Origin of the sequence: Streptomyces sp. NPDC002773 (assembly GCF_040295605.1) — a bacterium.
Taxonomy (GTDB): Bacteria; Actinomycetota; Actinomycetes; order Streptomycetales; family Streptomycetaceae; genus Streptomyces.
Genome location: NZ_JBEOVO010000002.1, coordinates 425,407 through 440,430 on the forward strand (window position 1 = coordinate 425,407; position 15,024 = coordinate 440,430).

Here is a 15,024-nt window from a genome sequence, read left to right on the forward strand (position 1 = left end):
CGGGGTGGGTTGCCCGAGCGGCCTAAGGGAACGGTCTTGAAAACCGTCGTGGCAGCGATGTCACCGTGGGTTCAAATCCCACACCCACCGCAGATGAACGGCCCCTGACCAGGCGTTTCGGTCAGGGGTCGTTTGCTGTTCCCCGCGGCGGGTCGCTCAGCGGATGCGGGAGTCGGGTGGTGCCGCGATGCTGGAGGGGCTGGAACAGCGGCTAGGAGGGCCAGATGTCTGTGTTCGACAAGCTCAAGGGGATGCTCAAGGGCCACGAGGAACAGGCCTCCAAGGGCGTCGACAAGGCCGGTGACTACGTCGACGGCCGGACCCAGGGCAAGTACAGCCGTCACGTCGACACCGCCCAGGAGAAGCTCAAGCAGCAGATGGGTGGCACGGGGCAGGGGCCGGACACCCCACCGCCGAACTCCCCGCCGCCGCCGGACTCCCCGCCTCAGCGGTAGCGCGGAGGCGCACATTGCCCTCAGGGGCGCCCCGGATGTTTATGCGGGGCGCCCCTTCGGGGTTGATCCGGTTATATGGACTCGCCGGGAGGGTTGCTGGAGAAAGGGTTCTGTCGTGGTGCGGATCGTGCTCGTGCAGGGGGACATCACCGCCGAACCGGCGGACGCGATCGTCAACGCCGCGAACTCCTCGCTCCTCGGAGGTGGGGGAGTCGACGGAGCCATCCACCGGAAGGGCGGCCCCGAGATCCTCGCCGCCTGTCAGGACCTGCGCCGCGCGCACTACGGCAAGGGGCTGCCGACCGGGCGGGCCGTGGCGACGACGGCGGGGCGGCTGCCGGCCCGGCATGTGATCCACACGGTCGGGCCCGTCTGGTCGCGGGAGGTGGACCGTTCGGACGCGCTGGCCTCCTGCTACCGCGAATCGCTGCGGGTCGCCGACGAACTGGGGGACCGCACGGTCGCGTTCCCCGCCATCTCCACCGGCATCTACGGCTGGCCGATGGAGGACGGCGCCCGGATCGCCGTGGAGACGGTACGGGAGGCCCGTACCGAGGTGGAGGAAGTGCGGTTCGTGCTGTTCGACGCGCACGCGTACGCGGCCTTCGAGTCGGCTGTGGGGCAGGAGACCCCGTAGGAGATCCCGTAGGGCATCCCGTACGGCGCGGAGATCCACCTGCCGCCTCCCTTGTTGTCGAACCTTTCTTCCTCGTTGCTCATTTGTTCTGGTGCTGCGCCGGGGCGACTCGCCGTCGCGTTCTTCTCGCAGGGAGATTGGCGGGAAATCTGCCGGAACGCTTCCTCCCTTGCGGCACACCGGCTGTGCCTGTCCTGAAGTGCCTCTCCCCTGGCGACCTGGGCCTTTCCTTGTGTTCATGGGGTTTATCGGCTTGTCCTCACGCTTGCGGGGGAAACAGCCGCTCCGAGGTAGTTCGCCGGGGATTCGGTGGGCAACTCTGGATTCGCGACGTCGAGCACGAACAACCGGGGCGGTCGGCCAACTGCCCTGAAAACGGCCGTTGTTCACAGCAGTTCACAGCAGTGCAGAACAGTCCAGCGCACTTCAGAGCAGTTCCGTGCAGTCAGCACCAGTTTTCGTTCCCGGAGGAACACACATGGCAAGCATCCGTACCGCCCGCATCCTCGCCGCCACCGCCGCCCTGCCCCTCGCCGCCGCGCTCTTCGCCGGGGTGGCCCAGGCCGACAACGGCGGGTTCGCGGACAACGGATCGAACACGAGCGTCGCCACGATCATCGGCAGCGGCGTGGGTGGGGAAAACGACGGCAACTCGACCACGACGCAGCAGGTGGCGACCGGTTCCGGTGCCTCCAACCAGAACAACACCGCCAGCGTGAACGGCTCGGGCTTCACCCACATCTCCCAGAGCAACCCGGTGGTCAACTTCTACCCGTGGTGGTGACCAGCAGCACGCCAGCCGGCCCGTCGGGGGGCGTGCCCGCGGTGTGAACGGCGGCCTGTGCGCCGGTACTTCGGTACCGGCGTGCGGGCCGTCGCGCTTTCGTGCGCGGGGGCGCGTACGGGGTGCGCTCAGGGGTGCGCGTGGGACGCGCGCTCGGTCGCCGACCTTGACAGGCGTCCTGAATCTGACGGACAGTCAGAAATCTCAGTCGTCCCACGGGAGGCCGTCGCCGTGCACCTCGCCCCGACCGAGCGGCAGCTGCGGCTGCGCGCCGAACTCCGCGCGTACTTCCGGGACGTGATGCCCGACGGCCCGCCGCCCGCCACCGACACCGCAGCCCAGCGCCTGCTGCTCCGCCGGATCGGTGCCGACGGACTCCTCGGCCTCGGGTGGCCCGAGGAGTACGGCGGACAGGGCCGGGGTTCCGACGAGCAGTTCGTCTTCTTCGACGAGGCGTACCGCGCGGGCGCCCCCGTCTCGATGGTCACCCTCAACACCGTCGGCCCCACCCTGATGAGCTACGGGACCGAGGAGCAGAAGGCCTTCTTCCTCCCCCGGATCCTGCGTGGCGAGACCGTCTTCGCCATCGGCTACAGCGAACCCGAGGCCGGCACGGACCTCGCCTCCCTCCGGACGCGGGCCGTCCGAGACGGGGACTCCTGGCTGATCGACGGCCAGAAGATCTTCACCTCCAACGCCCAGAACGCCGACTGGATCTGGCTCGCCTGCCGCACCGATCCCGACGCGCCCCCGCACCGGGGCATCTCGATCGTCCTCGTCCCCACCGACGCCCCGGGCTTCTCCTGGACCCCGATCACGACCGTGGGCGGCCTCACGACCACGGCCACCTACTACGACGGGATACGGGTGCCCGCCGGCAACCTGGTCGGGCCCGAGCACGGCGGTTGGGGGCTCATCACCAACCAGCTCAACCACGAACGGGTCGCGCTCGCCGCGATCGGCATGCAGGCCGAGGACTTCTTCGCGGCGGTGCTCGACCGGGCCCGTCTCCCCGATCCGGTGACGGGCAGGCGCCGGGTTGACGAGCCGTGGATCCGCATCCGGGCCGCCGAAGCGCACGCCCGACTGGCGGCGACACGCCTGCTCAACTGGCGTTTGGTGGGTGATGTGGGGGCGGGCCGGCTGGCCCCGGGGGACGCGAGCGGCGTGAAGTTCGTGGGAACCGAATCGGCGGTGGAGGTGTATCGAATATGTCAGGAGATCGCGGGCGGGGCGGGGACGGTGCGAGCGGGATCGCCGGGGGAGTTCGACGGCGGTGAGCTGGAGCGCATGAACCGGGCCGCGCAGATCAACACCTTCGGGGGAGGGGTGAGCGAGGTGCAGCGCGAGATCGTCGCGAGGATGCGGCTCGGCATGAGGGGGAGGGGTCGGCGATGACCCTGGTGGAGGGAGAGAGCGGCGCCGATGCGGCTGGGGCATCGGAGATGTCGGAGTTGTCGGAGGTGTCCGACGGGTTGTACGAGCGGCTCCGGGGTTTCGTGGGGCGGGCCGCCGCCACCGCGGAGCTCGGCAAGGATCCGGTGAACCTGCCGATGATCCGGCACTGGTGCGAGGCCATGGGGGACGCCCACCCCGCCTACCGGGGGCCGGAGGCCGTCGCGCCGCCGACGATGCTCCAGGCCTGGACGATGGGCGGCCTCTCGGGGCACAGCGGCCGCTCCTCCGCCCACGAGGAACTGTTCGCGCTCCTCGACGGGGCCGGGTACACCTCCGTGGTCGCGACCGACTGCGAGCAGGAGTACCCGCGGCCGCTGCGGCCCGGTGACGAGATCACCTTCGACACCGTCATCGAGTCCGTCTCGCCCCGCAAGACCACGAAACTCGGATCGGGGCACTTCATCACCACCAGGACGGACGTCCGCGCCGGTGGCGAGCTCGCCGGCACCCACCGCTTCCGCATCCTCAAGTACGCGCCCGCCGCCCGGCCCCCGAAGCCGGAACCCGGGCCGGAGCCGCCGCCCAGGGCCGCGTCCGGGGCGGTGACCGAGGCCGTGACCGGGGCCGTGGCCAGGCCCGCGCCCAAGCGGCCCCGGCCCGTGGTCAACCGGGACAACGCCGGGTTCTGGGAGGGCGTGGCCGAGCACCGGCTGCTCATCCAGCGCTGCGGCGCCTGCGCCGCCCTCCGCTTCCCCTGGCTGCCAGGGTGCGCCGACTGCGGCTCGCGGGAGTGGGACACGGTCGAGGCGAGCGGCGCCGGGACGGTCTTCTCGTACGTGGTGATGCACCACCCGCCCTTCCCGGCCTTCGACCCGCCGTACGCGGTCGGGCTGGTCGAACTCGCCGAGGGCGTGCGGATGGTCAGCAACGTGGTGGGGGTGCCGTACGACAAGGTGCGGATCGGGATGCCCGTGCGGCTGGAGTTCCTGCGGGTCGACGAGGAGCTGGAGCTTCCCGTCTTCCGCGCGGGAGGGGAGGACTGACATGGACTTCACCCCGACCGAGGAGCAGGAGGCGGCCCGGGAGCTGGCCGGCCGGATCTTCGCGGATCTCGCCACGCACGAGCGGCTCAGGGCGGCCGGCACCGGCACCGACGCCGAGCTGTGGAAGGCACTCTGCGCCGCCGGACTCCCCGGCGCCGTCGAGGAGACCGGCCTGCTCGGCCTGGTGCTCCTCCTGGAGGAACAGGGGCGTGTGACGGCCCAGGTGCCTTTCGCCGCGAGCGTGGCGTACGGGCTCCTCGCCGTCACCCGGAACGGTACGGACGAGCAGCGGGCCCGGCTCCTGCCGGGCCTCCGCGACGGTACGACGGTGGTGACGGGAGCGTTCCCGGCGCCCGGCACGGTCACCGCGCGCGACGACGGCCGCGGCACCCGGCGGCTCGGCGGGGCCGTGGACTGGGTGCCGTGGCTGAGGGACGCCACGCATGTCCTCGTGCCGGACGCGGACCGTGCCCTGTGGCTGGTCCGCGTCGAGGAAGCGGCCCGCGTCGAGCCGGTCGAGCTCACCGCGCCCTGGTCCGCCGCCCGGCTGGTCCTCGACGGGGCGCCGGGGGAGCGACTCGGCGGGTCCGGTGCCTATGAGGATGTGCTCGCCGCGGCTCGGATCGCGTTCGCCGGACTACAGGCGGGGGTCTGCGCGGGTTCGCTGGCCAGAGCTGTGGAGCACACCTCCGTACGGGAGCAGTTCGGCCGCCCGCTCTCCACCCACCAGGCCGTCCAACTCCGGGCCGCCGACGCCCATATGGACACCGAGGCCATCCGGGTCACCGCGTACGAGGCCGCCTGGCGTTTCGACGCGGGCCTGGATGCCGCCGGGGCCGCTCTGACGGCCGCCTGGTGGGCCTCGGAGGCGGGGAAGCGGGTCGTGCACGCCGGGCAGCATTTGCACGGAGGCATGGGGGCGGACCTCGACCACCCCGTCCACCGGCACTTCCTCTGGGGCCGGCAGCTCGACGCCTACCTCGGCTCCGGCACCGAACTCCTCGCCGAACTCGGCGGACTGCTCGCGGAAGGAGACCTGTCATGAAGCCCGGGGACGAGCTGCCGCCGCTCACCATTCCGATCACCCGCACCTTGATCGTCGCCGGGGCCGTCGCCTCCCGCGACTACCAGGACGTGCACCACGACGCCGAGCTGGCCCGGGAGAAGGGATCCCCGGACATCTTCATGAACATCCTCACCACCAACGGCCTCGTCGGCCGGTACATCACCGACCACTTCGGCCCCCGCGCCGTCCTCCGCAAGGTCGCCATCCGGCTCGGCGCCCCCAACCACCCCGGCGACACCATGGTCCTGACCGGCACGGTCACCGACGTGGACGGCGACACGGCGCACGTCCGGATCGTCGGTGCCAACGGGCTCGGGCACCACGTCACCGGGACGGTCACCGTGGAGGTCCCCCGATGAGCGTGCGTACGCGGGACGGACTCGGCGGCCGGGCGGCCGTCGTGGGCATCGGGGCGACCGAGTTCTCCAAGGACTCGGGCCGCAGCGAGCTCTCCCTCGCCGTCGAGGCGGTGCGGGCGGCCCTCGACGACGCCGGGCTCGCCCCCGCCGACGTCGACGGCCTGGTCACGTTCACCATGGACACCAACCCGGAGATCACCGTCGCCCAGGCCTCCGGCATCGGCGAGCTGTCCTTCTTCTCCCGCGTGCACTACGGAGGCGGGGCGGCCTGCGCGACCGTGCAGCAGGCCGCGCTCGCCGTCGCCGCCGGGATCGCCGAGGTCGTCGTCTGCTACCGGGCGTTCAACGAGCGCTCCGGCCGCCGCTTCGGCTCCGGTGTCCAGCAGCGCGAGCCCTCCGCCGAGGGAGCCGCGCTCGGCTGGCAGCTGCCCTTCGGACTGCTCACCCCGGCCTCCTGGGTCGCGATGGCCGCCCAGCGGTATCTGCACACCTACGGTCTGACCCCGGACGCCTTCGGGCACGTCGCCGTCACCGACCGGCGCCACGCCGCCCGTAACCCCGCCGCGTACTTCCACGGGAAGCCGATCACCCTCGCCGACCACGCGGCCTCGCGCTGGATCGTCGAACCGCTCCGGCTCCTCGACTGCTGCCAGGAGACCGACGGCGGCCAGGCGATCGTCGTCACCTCCGCCGAGCGCGCCCGCGACCTGCCGAACCCGCCCGCGGTGATCCTGGCGGCGGCTCAGGGCGCCGGACGGAGACAAGAGGCGATGACCAGCTTCTACCGGGACGGCCTGACCGGGCTCCCCGAGATGGGCGTGGTGGCCCGGCAGCTCTGGCGGACCGCCGGGCTCACCCCGTCCGACATCGACGTGGGCATCCTCTACGACCACTTCACCCCGTTCGTGCTCATGCAGCTGGAGGAGTTCGGCTTCTGCGGACCGGGGGAGGCGGCCGACTTCGTCGCGGCCGACGCGCTCCCGCTGAACACGCACGGCGGGCAGCTCGGCGAGGCCTACCTGCACGGAATGAACGGCATAGCGGAGGCGGTACGGCAGGTCCGCGGCACCTCCGTGAACCAGATACCCGGCGCGGAGCGGACCCTGGTCACGGCGGGCACGGGAGTTCCCACGTCCGGGCTGATCCTGGGCACGGACAGCTGAGGCGAGGGCTGACCGAGCGGCCCCCGCGACGGCTGACCGGGCGGCCCCGGCGACGGCTGACCGGGCGGCCCCGGCGACGGTTGACCGGGCGGCCCCCGCGGCGGCCGGGACCGCCGCTCTCTCCCCGGCCCCGACCCTGAGGTGCCCCCGGGGGGTCTCCACCCAGAGGAGGTGGAGCGGTCCCCACCCCTACAACCTGAGGCGGACTGCGGTTCGGGACCTGGGGCCGATCCCCCGGTGCCCCTCCCCTCCTAGCGTGGAGTCATGACTCCGCCACCCTCTGGCCCCGTCTGCGCCGGTGCCTCGCAGTTCGCGTCGTACCCGACCTTCTCCTCGTACGTACGGGCGCGGGGGCCCGTGCTCCTGCGCACCGCGCGCTCCCTGACCGCCAACCCCTGCGACGCCGAGGACCTGCTGCAGACCGCGCTGGCCAAGACCTTCGTCGCCTGGGAGCGCATCGAGGACCACCGTGCCCTGGACGGTTACGTCCGCCGCGCGCTGCTGAACACCCGTACGTCCCAGTGGCGCAAGCGCAAGGTCGACGAGTTCGCCTGCGAGGAGCTGCCCGAGCCCGCGGGCCTTCCGGAACCGGACCCGGGCGAGCGGCAGGTGCTGCACGACGCGATGTGGCGCGCGGTGATGAAGCTTCCGGAGCGGCAGCGCCAGATGGTCGTCCTCAGGTACTACGAGGACCTCAGCGAGGCCCAGACCGCCGAGGTGCTCGGGGTGTCGGTCGGCACGGTGAAGAGCGCGGTGTCCAGGGCACTCGGCAAGCTCCGCGAGGACCCGGAACTGGCCCCCGTACGGTAGCGACGGGTGGCGAGCGGCAGGCCTCCGTCCGCTCCCGCCAGCAATCACTGGCAATTTTGGTACTCCCGGGTAGTGACATACCGCGTGGTATGTGCGCAGAATCTCCACACCCTTTCTGCCACGTAGCGCCCACCGGGAGGACGCCCCGTGTACAGCACCATGCAGGACGTACAGCTGACCGTGAGCCGCATCCTCAAGCACGGGATGACGATTCACGGGAAGTCCACCATCACCACCTGGACGGGCGAGCCCGAGCCGCAGCGCCGCACGTTCGCGGAAGCCGGGGCGCGCGCGCACCAGCTGGCCAACGCCCTGCGCGACGAACTCGGGGTCACCGGTGACCAGCGGATCGCCACCCTGATGTGGAACAACTCGGAGCACGTCGAGGCGTACTTCGCGATCCCCTCCATGGGCGCGGTCCTGCACACCCTCAACCTCCGTCTTCCTCCCGAGCAGCTGGTGTGGATCGTCAACCACGCCGCCGACCGGGTCGTGCTCGTCAACGGCTCCCTGCTCCCGCTCCTCGCCCCGCTGCTGCCGCACCTGCCGACGATCGAGCACATCGTGGTCGCGGGCCCCGGGGACCGTTCCGTCCTGGACGGCGCGGCCCCGCGCGTCCACGACTACGAGGAGCTGATCGCCGGCCGGCCGACCACGTACGACTGGCCCGAGCTCGACGAGCGTTCGGCCGCCGCCATGTGCTACACCTCCGGCACCACCGGTGACCCGAAGGGCGTCGTCTACTCCCACCGCTCGATCTACCTGCACTCGATGCAGGTGAACATGGCCGAGTCGATGGGCCTGACCGGCAAGGACACGACCCTGGTCGTGGTGCCGCAGTTCCACGTCAACGCCTGGGGCCTGCCGCACGCCACCTTCATGACCGGCGTCAACATGCTCATGCCGGACCGTTTCCTCCAGCCCGCCCCGCTCGCCGACATGATCGAGCGCGAGAAGCCGAGCCACGCGGCCGCCGTCCCCACCATCTGGCAGGGCCTGCTCGCCGAAGTCACCGCCAACCCCCGCGACCTCTCCTCCATGAAGCAGGTCACCATCGGCGGCGCGGCCTGTCCGCCCTCGCTCATGGAGGCGTACGACCGGCTCGGCGTCCGCCTCTGCCACGCCTGGGGCATGACCGAGACCTCCCCGCTGGGCACGATGGCCCACCCGCCGCACGGCCTGACCGCCGAGGAGGAGTGGCCGTACCGGGTCACGCAGGGCCGCTTCCCGGCCGGCGTCGAGGCGCGTCTGGTCGGCCCCGCCGGCGACCACCTGCCCTGGGACGGCGAGTCGGCCGGTGAGCTGGAGGTGCGCGGCACCTGGATCGCGGGCTCGTACTTCGGCGGCATCGACGCCGAGGCCATCCGGCCGGCCGACAAGTTCAGCGAGGACGGCTGGCTCAAGACCGGCGACGTCGGCGTGATCAGCCCCGACGGCTTCCTCACCCTCACCGACCGCGCCAAGGACGTCATCAAGTCGGGCGGCGAGTGGATCTCCAGCGTCGAGCTGGAGAACGCGCTCATGGCGCACCCGGAGGTCGCCGAGGCCGCCGTCGTCGCCGTGCCGGACGAGAAGTGGGGCGAGCGCCCGCTGGCGACCGTCGTCCTCAAGGAGGGGGCGACGGCGGACTACGAGACGCTGAAGGCCTTCCTCGCCGACGAGGGCGGCATCGCCAAGTGGCAGCTGCCGGAGCGCTGGGCGATCGTGCCGGCGGTGCCGAAGACGAGCGTGGGCAAGTTCGACAAGAAGGTCATCCGCAGGCAGTACGCGGAGGGCGAGCTGGACGTGACCCAGCTCTGACCCACCGGTAGCGACCCGTCGGCACCGACCGGCCCCGCCGAGGGGCTAGTTGGTGCCGATCTTCGCGAGCAGGTCGACGATCCGGGCCTGGACCTCGGCGCTGTTCGAACGCTCGGCGAGGAAGAGGACCGTCTCGCCGGAGGACAGCTCCGGCAGCTCCTCGCCGACGAGGTCGGCCGAGGTGTAGACGACGAGCGGGGTGCGGTTGAGCTGGCCGTTCGCCCGCAGCCAGTCGATGATCCCGGCCCGGCGGCGGCGTACCTGCATCAGGTCCATCACCACCAGGTTCGGCCGCGTCTGCGTGGCCAGGGCGACCGCTTCCGTGTCCGTGGCGGCCCGCGCAACCTGCATCCCGCGCCGCTCCAGGGTGGCCGCGAGCGCCTCGGCGATGTCGTCGTGCTCCTCGATCAGCAGGACGCGGGACGGGTGTTGCTCGCTGTCGCGCGGCGCGAGCGCCTTGAGGAGTACGGCCGGATCGGCGCCGTACGCGGCCTCCCGGGTCGCCTGGCCGAGCCCGGCTGCGAGCAGGACGGGCACCTCGGCGGCGACGGCGGCCTGGCGCAGCGACTGGAGTGCGGTACGGGTGATGGGGCCGGTCAGCGGGTCGACGAAGAGCGCGGCCGGGAAGGCGGCGATCTGGGCGTCGACCTCCTCGCGGGAGTGCACGATCACCGGCCGGTAGCCGCGGTCGCTCAGGGCCTGCTGCGTGGAGACGTCGGGCGCGGGCCAGACGAGCAGCCTGCGCGGGTTGTCGAGGGGCTCGGGCGGCAGCTCGTCGTCGACCGGACGCGGGGCGGGCCGGTTGGCGACCTCGACGGCTCCGCCGGGGCCGTCGAGCGGCTCGGGACCCTCGGCGGACCCCTCTGCGGGCGCTCCTATGGCGTACGCGCGGCCCTCGGGCGCGGCGGGCGCCAGCCCGAGCGCGGACTCGGACCCCGGGGTCGCTTCCGCCTGCTGCGGGTGCGGCCTGGCCTCGCCCGTGGCGGATACGGGGAGCGCGGCGGCCGGACCGGGCGGGTCGACCTCCGGCGGGGTGGCGAGCTTACGCCGCCGCCCGGAGCCGTTGGAGGGGGCGGCGGGGGCTGTCGTGACTGGAGGTGCGGCGGGGGCGATGGGTGCGGCGGGGGCCGCCGGCGCCGGGGGTGCGGAAGGTGTTGCCGCGGCGGCCGGAGGGACGAAGGGGACGCCCTGCCCGAGGGTGCGGACGCTGAACGCCCGCCCCTGGCTGGAGTCCTTGGGCATGGGCAGCTCGGGCGGCAGCGGAACGGAACCGGTACCCGTACCGGAACCCGTGCTGTTACGGGGCGCGGCCTGCGGCTGCGGATGGGCTTCCGGCTCCGGCCGCGGAGGCGCGACGGCCCGACGGCGCCCGGTCGGTTCGGCCGGCGGCATGGCCGGGGGGACGACCGGAGGGACAGCCCCCTGCGGCTGCGCGTGCGGATGCGGATTCGGATGAGGCTGCGGAGGCGTGTGATCGGCGCCCGGGAGACCTCGTACGGCCTCGTGCTGCCCCTCGTCGGAGACCGGCAGGGGCCCGGCGACCGGCCCGGCGACCGGCTCGGGGCGGTCGGCGTCGGCGGGCGGGAGCGCGAACGGCGTCCGGGGCCCGGCCTCGGCCGCCGCCGCCCGCTCCTGAGCGGCGGCCAGCGCACGCCGCCGGCGCCCGCTCGGCTGCCCCTCCGCCCCACCCTCACCGGAACCGGAACCGGAAGCGACAGCCGGCAGGGCGCGAGCGGGCAGGGCGGCGGGAACGCCAGAGGGCTCGACGGGGACGCCCTGCGGCGGCACGGCGGCACCGAGCGCGGCCCGCCCCTGCGCACCTTCGGCGGCGGTCACCACGGACCCCTCGGCGGGCCGACCCCGCCGACGCCCGGTCGGCTCGACGCCGGACCCGGCGGAAGCGACAGAAGAAGCAGGAGGTACGAAAGAAGCGGGAGGTACCGAGGAAGCGGCAGGCCCAGAGTGAGCAGCAGCCCCAGAGGAAGCAGCAGCCCCAGAGGAAGCGGGGACGGAATCGGCGGCCGCGTTCTGCTGGGCCGGGATCAGCTCGGCGGGACCGGCGCCCGTGCCCGTACGGGCACGGCGGCGCCCGCTGGGTTCCGTACGCCCGCTGGGTTCCGTACCGCTCTCAGGGGCGACCGCGCTCTCCAGGAAGGCGTCGGTGGAGCCGCGCCGGGCCCGTCGCCGCCCTCCACCAGAGGTCTCCGTGGAGGAGTCGGTGGCCGGGGGAGGCGTGTAGGGAGCGCCGGCCTGGACGGGCAGCGCGAGGGCCTCACGGCCACCGCCGGCCGGTGCCGCGGCCCTCGTCTCCGCCGCGGGGACGGTGCCCCGCCCGGAGCCGATCGGGACTTCGAGGACGTACGCGCCGCCGCTCGTCCCCGGCACCTCGTGGGTCTGCACGACACCGCGGTGCGCGGCCACGATCCCGCGGACGACGGGCCCGTGGACGGGGTCGCCGCCCGCGTACGGGCCGCGGACCTCGACCCGTACGACATCACCGCGCTGTGCGGCCGCGACGACGATCGTGGAGTCGGCGGATACGGAGCCCGGGGCGGTGGCACGGTTCTTGCCGGTCGCGTCGACGCCGGCGACGTCCGCGACGAGGTGCGCGAGCGCCGTCGCGAGCCGGGCCGCGTCGATCTCGGCCTCGATGGGCGGGGCGTGCACGGCGAACTGGGCGCGACCGGGGCCGATCAGCTCGACGGCCCGGTCGATGCCGGCCGCCACGACCCCGTCGAGCAGCGCGACACGCTTGTCGAGCTGCTCCGCGCCGGAGTCCAGGCGCTGGTAGCCGAGGACGTTGTCGACGAGCGCCGTCATCCGGGCGTACCCGGCGGCCAGGTGGTGCAGGACCTGGTTGGCCTCGGGCCACAGCTGCCCCGCGTCGTCGGCGGCGAGGGCGCCCAGCTGGGTGCGCAGCTCCTCCAGGGGACCGCGCAGCGAGTCGGCGAGGACGGCCGTGAGCTGCTCGTGCCGGGCGGCGAGCGCGGCGTACCGCTCCTGCTGCGCCTCCCGTTCGGCCGCGTTCCGCTCGGCGCGGTCGGCGAGTTCGGCGGCGTTCCGCTCCGTGATTTCGGCGATTTCGGCGGCGTGCTGCTCTTCGAGCTGCTCGTACGGCCTGCGGTCGGTGAAGGTCATGACGGCGCCGACGAGCTGGTCGCCGTCGCGTACCGGTGCGGTCGTCAGGTCGACGGGTACCCGCTCGCCCTTCTTCGACCATAGGGCCTGCCCGCGTACCCGGTGCTTGCGGCCCGACTTGAGGGTGTCGGCGAGCGGCGACTCCTCGTACGGGAAGGGCTCGCCGTCGGCGCGCTTGGCGAGGATCAGCGGGTGCAGCTCCTGGCCGCCGAGTTCGCCGGCGCGGTAGCCGAGGATCTGCGCGGCGGCGGGGTTGACCAGGACGACCCGGCCGTCGGTGTCCGTGCCGACGACGCCCTCGGCCGCGGCGCGCAGGATCATCTCGGTCTGCCGCTGCGAGCGGGCGAGTTCGGCCTCGGTGTCGAGGGTGCCGGTGAGGTCCCGTACGACCAGCATGAGCAGCTCGTCGCCGGTGTAGCCGCTGTACGAGTCGTAGGCCTCGCGCCCGTCCTCCAGGCTGGCGCTGGTCACCTCGACGGGGAACTCGCCGCCGTCCGTACGGCGGGCGATCATCCGGGTCGGCTTGGTGCGGCCCCGCTCGTCGGTGCCTTCGGGGCGGCGCATGGAGCCGGGGATGAGCCGCGAGTCGAAGTCGGGCAGGAGGTCGAGCAGGCCGCGGCCGACGAGTGCGGTGCCGGGCGTCTCGAACATGCCGAGGGCGATGGTGTTCGCGTTGACGACCGTGCCGTTGCAGTTGACGAGCACGAGGCCGTCGGGGAGGGCGTCGAGTATGGCTGCGAGGCGAGCAGCGCCTCGGGATGGCCTGCTGCTCACGACGACGCTTCCTCCCTGACGCACTGCACGTGCTTGCCCAACGGCCCTACCGGCCCTGTCGGCCGGCCGGCCCCATCTTGCCCCGCGGGCCGCAGCCTGTCACGGAAGGGAGTCTAAGGGAGCCTCCGGGGGTGCCCCCTGCCTCATCCCCTCCGCATCACCCCACATCCCCCCTCATCCGCTCCTCATCCCCTCCTCATCCCCGGACGAGGGGAAGGACCGGCTCCAGGTTCTCCCAGCGGTCGATCTCGCAGCCGTTCGCCCGGGAGAAGCGGGCGTCGATCGTGCGCCCCTGCCAGGTGCCGGTGATGCGCGCGACGGCGGACCCGCCGTACAGCTGCGTGCAGAGCTGGTCCTTGGGCACCGGCAGGAACGGGTCCCCGCCCGCCCTCGCGTGCCGGTCGAGCCGCTCGCAGGCCTTCTCGCGGGCCGGGTGGTTCCCGCCCGCCTTGTCGTCGCACGTGAGCTCGAAGGTGCCGTCGGCGTTCCGGTGCCCGCTCTCGGAGACCACCACGGTCAGCGTGTCGGAGGACGGCGCGAGCAGGGGCAGTGGCGGCAGCGGGGCGAATCCGGCGGTGCCGGCGGCGGTGGTGGCGAGGGTCGCGAGGGCGAGGCGGCGCAGCATACGGATCTCCAGGAAACGAGGGAGTACGGCGGGCACGGGCGCGCGCACATGCGTGCCCCGCCCCGTCTAACGCTCCGGACGCCGGGGCGTTGCGCAACCGGGGTGCGCCGGGTGGGCGGCGCGGGGCCGGCGGGGGGCGGCTGGGCGGGGTGTGGGGGGCGCCCCTCGCCCTCCCGAGATCGCCGTGGGGCTTTGCCCTCGACCCCGGAGGGCTAGTACGGTGAGAATCGATTGGTGACAGCCGGTTCGCCTGTGTCATCATCTGCACGCACCACTCGCGTATGCGCGGGGTGCATGGAGGCGTCGCCTAGTCCGGTCTATGGCGCCGCACTGCTAATGCGGTTTGGGTCTTAAAGCCCATCGAGGGTTCAAATCCCTCCGCCTCCGCCCCTACCGAAGCCCCGGCCCCAGGCCGGGGCTTCGGCCGTTCCCGCCCCGGTCCCCGACCGGGCCCCGGATCCCTGGGCGGCACGTTTCCGCAGGTCACAAGGGGTGTGGCCAATGGATTTCACATGGCGGCGGCAGTCATGTAATGTTCTTCCTGTCGCCGCGAGCGGGTCGAAAGACCGGGGAGCGAAGACAAGAAAACAAAAGACAAGCACTCGTAGCTTAACGGATAGAGCATCTGACTACGGATCAGAAGGTTGCAGGTTCGAATCCTGCCGAGTGCACACAGGTGAGAGGCCCCCGGAGAGATCCGGGGGCCTCTTGCGTTGTCTCGTGTGGCTTGCGCCGCGTTGCCGTCGGCTCAAGTCGTGGTGCTTTTTATTTGGTGTCCACGCAGGGGCACTGTCCCAGTTGGCCCCGTGCGTCCCGGGGTAGCCGTAACCCGCACTTCTGGCAGTGGGATGTGCCCCTCCGTATGTCACGCGCCGGAGGCATGTGGGCTTTGCCCTTCGGACGCTCTACGGGGTACGACATGACCTGGCCCCCCAGCCCTGCCCCAAGGCTGCGCCCGTCGGAGTGAGGGGC

Annotated in this window: 12 protein-coding genes and 3 tRNA genes; 13 read left to right on the forward strand and 2 right to left on the reverse strand. The window is 72.5% G+C overall.

The window, feature by feature from the left end; all coding sequences use genetic code 11:
* Positions 1 to 3 precede the first annotated feature (3 nt).
* From ABT034_RS04495 to ABT034_RS04545, 11 genes are all read left to right on the forward strand, one after another.
* Positions 4 to 90: transfer RNA gene (locus ABT034_RS04495), tRNA-Ser, on the forward strand.
* Positions 91 to 224: 134 nt separating this feature from the next.
* The gene (locus ABT034_RS04500; RefSeq protein ID WP_351211146.1) at positions 225 to 455 is read left to right on the forward strand and encodes an antitoxin; all 231 of its coding nucleotides are present in this window, start codon (positions 225 to 227) and stop codon (positions 453 to 455) included.
* 115 nt (positions 456 to 570) lie between these two features.
* The gene (locus tag ABT034_RS04505) at positions 571 to 1,092 is read left to right on the forward strand and encodes an O-acetyl-ADP-ribose deacetylase (RefSeq protein ID WP_351211148.1); all 522 of its coding nucleotides are present in this window, start codon (positions 571 to 573) and stop codon (positions 1,090 to 1,092) included.
* Positions 1,093 to 1,570: 478 nt separating this feature from the next.
* The gene (locus ABT034_RS04510) at positions 1,571 to 1,876 is read left to right on the forward strand and encodes a hypothetical protein (protein WP_351211150.1); all 306 of its coding nucleotides are present in this window, start codon (positions 1,571 to 1,573) and stop codon (positions 1,874 to 1,876) included.
* 231 nt (positions 1,877 to 2,107) lie between these two features.
* Complete coding sequence (locus ABT034_RS04515; protein ID WP_351211152.1) at positions 2,108 to 3,274, forward strand: acyl-CoA dehydrogenase family protein; 1,167 nt, start codon at positions 2,108 to 2,110, stop codon at positions 3,272 to 3,274.
* A 47-nt stretch (positions 3,275 to 3,321) separates the two neighbouring features.
* Positions 3,322 to 4,317 carry a bifunctional MaoC family dehydratase N-terminal/OB-fold nucleic acid binding domain-containing protein gene (locus ABT034_RS04520; RefSeq protein ID WP_351211404.1) on the forward strand — a complete coding sequence of 332 codons (996 nt, stop codon included), beginning with the start codon at positions 3,322 to 3,324 and terminating at the stop codon, positions 4,315 to 4,317.
* 1 nt (position 4,318) lies between these two features.
* Complete coding sequence (locus tag ABT034_RS04525; protein ID WP_351211154.1) at positions 4,319 to 5,362, forward strand: acyl-CoA dehydrogenase family protein; 1,044 nt, start codon at positions 4,319 to 4,321, stop codon at positions 5,360 to 5,362.
* The gene (locus ABT034_RS04530) at positions 5,359 to 5,742 is read left to right on the forward strand and encodes a MaoC family dehydratase (RefSeq protein ID WP_351211156.1); all 384 of its coding nucleotides are present in this window, start codon (positions 5,359 to 5,361) and stop codon (positions 5,740 to 5,742) included. Before ABT034_RS04525 ends, ABT034_RS04530 begins: the two co-directional genes overlap by 4 nt.
* Positions 5,739 to 6,905 carry a lipid-transfer protein gene (locus ABT034_RS04535; RefSeq protein ID WP_351211158.1) on the forward strand — a complete coding sequence of 389 codons (1,167 nt, stop codon included), beginning with the start codon at positions 5,739 to 5,741 and terminating at the stop codon, positions 6,903 to 6,905. The genes ABT034_RS04530 and ABT034_RS04535 overlap by 4 nt, the downstream gene beginning before the upstream one ends.
* Positions 6,906 to 7,169: 264 nt before the next feature.
* Entirely contained in the window at positions 7,170 to 7,715 is a 546-nt protein-coding gene (locus tag ABT034_RS04540) for a SigE family RNA polymerase sigma factor (RefSeq protein WP_351211160.1), read from the forward strand.
* A gap of 147 nt (positions 7,716 to 7,862) precedes the next feature.
* A complete protein-coding gene (locus tag ABT034_RS04545) occupies positions 7,863 to 9,515 on the forward strand; it encodes a long-chain fatty acid--CoA ligase (protein WP_351211162.1) in 1,653 nt (550 codons plus the stop codon).
* Positions 9,516 to 9,560: 45 nt separating this feature from the next.
* Here ABT034_RS04545 and ABT034_RS04550 read toward each other — a convergent pair whose 3' ends face one another.
* Positions 9,561 to 13,427: a response regulator gene (locus ABT034_RS04550; RefSeq protein ID WP_351211164.1), complete on the reverse strand. Its 3,867-nt coding sequence runs from the start codon at positions 13,425 to 13,427 to the stop codon at positions 9,561 to 9,563.
* Positions 13,428 to 13,623: 196 nt separating this feature from the next.
* The gene (locus tag ABT034_RS04555; protein WP_351211166.1) at positions 13,624 to 14,052 is read right to left on the reverse strand and encodes an SSI family serine proteinase inhibitor; all 429 of its coding nucleotides are present in this window, start codon (positions 14,050 to 14,052) and stop codon (positions 13,624 to 13,626) included.
* 296 nt (positions 14,053 to 14,348) lie between these two features.
* On the opposite strand from ABT034_RS04555, the gene ABT034_RS04560 reads away from it, so the two are divergent.
* Both ABT034_RS04560 and ABT034_RS04565 read left to right on the forward strand, forming a co-directional pair.
* A tRNA-Ser gene (locus ABT034_RS04560) sits at positions 14,349 to 14,439 on the forward strand.
* A 211-nt stretch (positions 14,440 to 14,650) separates the two neighbouring features.
* Positions 14,651 to 14,723: transfer RNA gene (locus ABT034_RS04565), tRNA-Arg, on the forward strand.
* The last annotated feature ends 301 nt before the right edge of the window (positions 14,724 to 15,024 follow it).

Bases quoted from the DNA above. Each gene is read 5' to 3' on its own strand.
- ABT034_RS04525 (WP_351211154.1), top strand. From the start codon at position 4,319: ATGGACTTCACCCCGACCGAGGAGCAGGAGGCGGCCCGGGAGCTGGCC.
- ABT034_RS04520 (WP_351211404.1), top strand. From the start codon at position 3,322: ATGTCGGAGTTGTCGGAGGTGTCCGACGGGTTGTACGAGCGGCTCCGG.
- ABT034_RS04500 (WP_351211146.1), top strand. From the start codon at position 225: ATGTCTGTGTTCGACAAGCTCAAGGGGATGCTCAAGGGCCACGAGGAA.
- ABT034_RS04555 (WP_351211166.1), bottom strand. From the start codon at position 14,052: ATGCTGCGCCGCCTCGCCCTCGCGACCCTCGCCACCACCGCCGCCGGC.
- ABT034_RS04510 (WP_351211150.1), top strand. From the start codon at position 1,571: ATGGCAAGCATCCGTACCGCCCGCATCCTCGCCGCCACCGCCGCCCTG.
- ABT034_RS04535 (WP_351211158.1), top strand. From the start codon at position 5,739: ATGAGCGTGCGTACGCGGGACGGACTCGGCGGCCGGGCGGCCGTCGTG.
- ABT034_RS04540 (WP_351211160.1), top strand. From the start codon at position 7,170: ATGACTCCGCCACCCTCTGGCCCCGTCTGCGCCGGTGCCTCGCAGTTC.
- ABT034_RS04530 (WP_351211156.1), top strand. From the start codon at position 5,359: ATGAAGCCCGGGGACGAGCTGCCGCCGCTCACCATTCCGATCACCCGC.